At 49.0% G+C, this 5,397-nt stretch carries 5 protein-coding genes; all 5 read left to right on the top strand.

Features of this window, described 5'->3' with window-relative positions:
* On the top strand, positions 1-1,618 hold a 1,618-nt coding region (locus HKN79_07725), incomplete at its 5' end, for a tetratricopeptide repeat protein (GenBank protein ID NNC83450.1).
* A gap of 45 nt (positions 1,619-1,663) precedes the next feature.
* Complete coding sequence (locus HKN79_07720; protein NNC83449.1) at positions 1,664-2,041, top strand: hypothetical protein; 378 nt, start codon at positions 1,664-1,666, stop codon at positions 2,039-2,041.
* An 83-nt stretch (positions 2,042-2,124) separates the two neighbouring features.
* Positions 2,125-3,108 carry a carbohydrate kinase family protein gene (locus HKN79_07715; protein ID NNC83448.1) on the top strand — a complete coding sequence of 328 codons (984 nt, stop codon included), beginning with the start codon at positions 2,125-2,127 and terminating at the stop codon, positions 3,106-3,108.
* 6 nt (positions 3,109-3,114) lie between these two features.
* Positions 3,115-4,140: a galactose mutarotase gene (locus HKN79_07710; protein NNC83447.1), complete on the top strand. Its 1,026-nt coding sequence runs from the start codon at positions 3,115-3,117 to the stop codon at positions 4,138-4,140.
* 140 nt (positions 4,141-4,280) lie between these two features.
* Positions 4,281-5,397: hypothetical protein (locus tag HKN79_07705; protein NNC83446.1), on the top strand; the 1,117-nt coding region annotated here is incomplete at its 3' end.

The following is a 5,397-nucleotide window of genomic DNA, read 5'->3' as shown; positions in this document are numbered from 1 at the left end:
GGTGATAGAAGTGGCCAAGGCATCTGATTACGGATCAGAGGCACATAAGGGGGGTCATGTGAATCTAGGGTTCACTCAGTCGAAGAAAGGTGATCACGCATCTGCTATCGAGAATTACAATACCTGTCTCAAGCTCATCGATGAATTCGGCTCAGGGCAGGTCGATATCTATGTCTACAATTTCTTGGGGAGTTCGTACAACATCTTGAATGAATTCGAGCAGGCGGAGTATTATTTCCAGAAGGCCATCGATAGGGCAGAAGAGATCGGAGATATTGGAGCATCGGCCTCACCCATCTCCAATATAGGGAGCATCCACGAGGAACAGAATGACCTATTAAAGGCAAGAGATATGTATCGGAGGGCCTACGAGCTCATGAAAGATGCCGGACAACTCGCAGGTGCCTTACAGCCCTTGACCAATCTGGCTACTTTGGATCTCAGGGAAGGACGTTTGGACAGTGCTCGATCGCGTTATCAGCGTGTGGTGAAGGGATCCTTGATCTTCAAGGATAGGGATCAGGAGGGGCATGGTCTACTCGGACTGGGACGTGTTGATAAGCAGCTGGGACTTAATAGTGAGGCCATTAGAAATCTCTTTCTGGCCCGGGATATCGGATATGAGATCGGTGAGATCTACTTGATCAGTGAGGCCGCAGAACAACTTTCTGAGATCTACTCTGAATCCAATGATTTCAAACGTGCCATGGACTACTACAGTGAGCATATCCTCTTCCGGGATAGCATCGATAGTCAGAAGAACAAGCGTGCGGCATTGAGACAGGAGTTTCGATATACCTATGACAAAAAAGCACTAGAGGACAGTCTGGAATTCGCTCGTATCCAATTAGTTAAAGATATCGAAATAGAAAGGCAGCAAGGAAGTCTATCTCGTCAGCGTATCGGTCTCATGGCGGCCGGGGGAGGTTTGGTACTGCTCTTCCTATTGGTGCATACTTCCCGCAGAGGAAAAAAACGCTCAGACGAATTACTCTCGAACATCCTCCCGGCCGAGGTGATCCAAGAAGTCAAAGTAAAAGGTCATGCTGAGGCCCGTTCGATGGAGGCCGTAACGGTACTCTTTACCGATTTCAAGGGATTCACGGCCATGAGTGAATTATTGAGCCCCCGCGAATTGGTCCAGGATCTAGATGCCTGTTTCTCTGAATTCGACCGGATAACGGTCAAGTATGGTATCGAGAAGATCAAGACCATCGGAGACTCCTACATGGCGGCCGGAGGAATTCCTGTGCCTAGTCCGCGTCATGCGGCTGATGTGCTGTCAGCAGCTATAGAAATGCGGGATTTTGTAGCGGCCGGCAAAGAGCGGAAGAAGGAGGCAGGCCTGCCTTATTTCGAAGTGCGTATCGGAATGCATAGCGGTCCAGTGGTGGCGGGTATCGTAGGATTCAAGAAATATTCATACGATATCTGGGGAGATACGGTCAATATTGCTAGTCGTATGGAAAGTCATGGGACGGTGAACCGGATCAATATCAGCCGAGCCACGTTTGAACTTCTGAAGGATGATCCCAGATTCAGCTTCGAGTACCGCGGAACTGTGGAGGCGAAGGGAAAGGGCATGCTCGAGATGTGGTACGCTGATCGAGCGACATAGGATATGCTTTTCGTACCTTCAAGTAGCCGACTCAATACGTATACTATGAAAAACGTCATCCTAATTCTGCTCTGCACGCCACTCATGTTCCATGCTCAGACCGAACTACCCTATGCCGATATTGCTCCGGGCTGGAAAAAAGATAAGGACCGTGCCTACATTATCCAGAAAATGGATGAATTGATCGATGAAGTAAGCTTCGAATATGCTTGCGCCAAAGAGGAGGTCAGTTATCTGGTCACCGAGAAGTACGATTTCTATCGGCTCAATAAGGATGATCGCAATTTCCCCAAAGAGGTCAGTATCAAGGCCTGTGGAGAGACCTACTACTATTTGATAGAATGCCTACCCAATGACGATGGAGACCCCAAGGATTGGTTCAAGTGCAAGTGGATATTGATGGAGGATACACCGGAGAAATAGCCTGTATGCAGCTTCAGCATATCCCAAAGCTTCTGTATCGATCGAGAATCATGATATTCATGGCCTGAGCCTAGAGCTGCCGAGTGAAGGAGAAACGAATAGCCGTATTGGGCCCCATTCCCCGGGATCATATCACCACGCATCATGGCGAAGTGATAGAGAAATACGGGTGCGCAATGCATCCCACCATTGCATTGGCCCGATTGCTAGAAGGTATGGGCACAGTCATCCCGGTCTCTCACGTGCGCAAAGAGGATTCAAGCCGTATCAAAGAGATCCTGGATGCCTATCCGAATATCGACCAGAGTCATATCACAGATGCAAATAATCAAGGAGATGTGATACGACTTCAATTCTTGGATCAGAACAATCGTATCGAACAACAGACGGGCTTCATGGACCCCATCACTCCAGAGGATGTAGAGGGACTGATGGATTGTGATGTATTTGTGTGCATTCCCATTACGGATTATGAGGTTCCCCTTCAGACTTTGGCCCACATCCGAGCGCATTCTGATGCCACCATCATATTCGATGCTCATGGTCCTACCAATACCGTGGATACCGAGGGAAAACGCCATCTGAGATATTGGCTGGATCGGGACCTGTGGTTGCCCTACATCGATATTCTCAAAATGAATATGGAAGAATCCTTCTGCACCTGGTATGAGGAGCGGGATCATTCGCTCAAATTGGGACACTTCTCTGACGATGGAGCTGCACACCTCCCCACGCTGGCTGCTCATGTGCTTTCTCATGGGGTCAAGGCCTTGATCGTCACTCAGGACGAACATGGTGGGGTTCTTTTCTACAAGGAAGGTTCAGCTGTGGTCGAAGAGCGTTTCAAGGCCATTCGCGTAGAGAACGTGATCGATACCACCGGATGCGGAGACTCATTTGCCGGAGGATTGGGATTTGGAGTACTGATAGACCCTGATGACCTCAAATTGGCCATCCGATATGCCAATGCACTCGGAGCACAGCGCACTCAAGGGAGATCATTCGAAGTGTTCAAGAATAGATCAGAGACCGATAAGATCATTCTGGATTTCTACGGTGTCCATTGATATCCCATGGATGCAGATCGATTCAAGAAAGAAGTGGATGGAAAGCAGGTCGATCTTTATACCCTGGAGAGTGGATCTGGCATTTCTTGTAGCATCACCAACTATGGGGCGCGCATCGTTCAACTGCTGACCCCGGATCGCACGGGTCATCTAGAGGATATCGCACTGGGATACGACTCACTACAAGAGTATATCGATCGCGATGAGCAATACTTCGGTGCGGTGGTCGGTAGATACTGCAATCGGATCGCACATGGACGATTCGAATTAAATGGTCAAGACTATCAATTGCCCACCAATCTAGGATCACATCATCTGCATGGGGGAGCCAAGGGATTGTCCAGAGTGGTCTGGACAGTCGATGAACACAAGTCCGACCGCATTACCCTGTCCTATCTATCTCCAGATGGTGAAGAAGGATACCCGGGAGACCTATCGGTGACGGTCACCTATGAATTGCATGCCGATGGAAGCTTGGTGATACGCTATCAAGCTCAGAGTACAAAAGACACCCCACTGAGCCTGACCAATCATTGCTATTTCAATCTGAAAGGAGCTGGCAAGGGACAGATAGATGGGCATCGATTCAACATACATGCAGAACAGTTCACCGAGGTAGATGAACTCAATATTCCAACAGGGAATATCGTCCCGGTCGAAGGCACCAGATACGATCTGAGGGAGGGAGTCATGTTGCAACCTCCAGACTTGGAAGGAGCGGGCTTCGACATCAATTATATCGTATCCTCCAAAGAATCCGTCATTGCTGAAGTATTCGAACCTGTATCTGGAAGGCGCATGGAATTGTTCAGCGATGAGCCGGGTGTCCAATTCTATATCGGCAAAGGACTCAGAGACAACGAGGCCGGTAACGAGGGCAGAGTGTACGGCCCCTATTCCGGATTCTGCCTGGAGACCCAGAAATATCCCGATAGCCCCAATAGACCTCATTTTCCGTCATCTATCTTGAAGGCCGGTGAGAACTTTACATCGCAGACCATCTATCGGTTCAGCGTAGGTGAAGCAATTTGACAGAATCAGGCCTGAGTGGGGCCGATCGTCCAAGAATCGTATTGGTCGTCTCATTCCAAGTGTTTGTCTAATAAGGATTTGCATCTGAAACCCTGCTGGACTTCTCCTCGTTCCACTGAGTGGACAAGTGAAGGAGAATCATGCGGGGGAAAAACGAAATCTACGGACTGGTAGTTCTACTGGTCTTCATCTTTTTGATCATAGGAATTCACGAGGCGAAATCGCAGACACAGGTCGTTGCGGTCGAGTGGGGTGCAGCCATGGACTGTCCCGACCTGGGTTTCAACGCGCGGATCACTCGGCAGCATTCTGAAGAGAATTGCCTTCAACCCGAGCAAGAGGATTTTCGATATGACTGGAACAGCGCCTATCTCAGACAGGATGTTCGTGACTTAGGCCCCAAGATCCTGCGATTCCCTGGTGGGACACCATCCAACTTCTGGAACTGGTATTCAGAGACCCGTCAAGTCATCGGGGAAGATGGGACCATGCAGGATCTGGAGATCTGCGAAGGTTCATTGTTAGGTCGTTCCAATTCAAGCCATATCGGATGTACAGGAAATAACCTGGACATGACTGCAGAGTGGTATGATAGCATCGCCATCCGCACAACGGTCACGCTGGAATCCTATCTCAATGCAGTGACCTATTTCCGAAATCAGGGAATGGATGTGAAGGAGCTCTTCGTGCTCAACATGATCGATCCCTTCTACTATTTGGGAAGTCCACATCTGGAGGCCATCGCACCGGGTGCATCGCCCGAGGTCATAAAGGATACTCTGAAGAACAACATCGTCAACAAGGTCCAAAAACAGCTGGACAAGATCCTATTGGAGAAGTGTGGAGACTGCGATGTAGTGGATGATCTCGTCCATTTCGAACTGGGAAATGAATTCCATCTCCAGCGCTATGGAAAGTACTATCCGCGTGCGGAATGTTTCGATATGATCGATGACAGCCTCTGTATCTCATGTTTCCCCGATATCACCTTCTATGCGGATGTGTGTGAGGAGGTCATTCCCATGATACGGGAGCGCTTCAGCAATGCTCAGATATCCATGTGTGCCAGCCGGGATATCCTACATGAAGAATGGAATCAGGTGATCATCGATCGCTTTGGTCAAGGGGATGACTTACAGATCGATGCGGCCGTGTATCATTTCTATCCCAAGACCTTTCATAAGGTTAGCTTGACCCTTGCTCGTTGTACGGGAGATGAGGGAGACTATGATGTGGACAAAAGCCTACATTATATCC

It is taken from the genome of Flavobacteriales bacterium (assembly GCA_013001705.1).
Classification (GTDB): Bacteria; Bacteroidota; Bacteroidia; order Flavobacteriales_D; family JABDKJ01; genus JABDLZ01.
The sequence above is the reverse complement of the archived record's forward strand: the minus strand, read 5'-3'. Positions and strand labels throughout refer to the sequence as shown.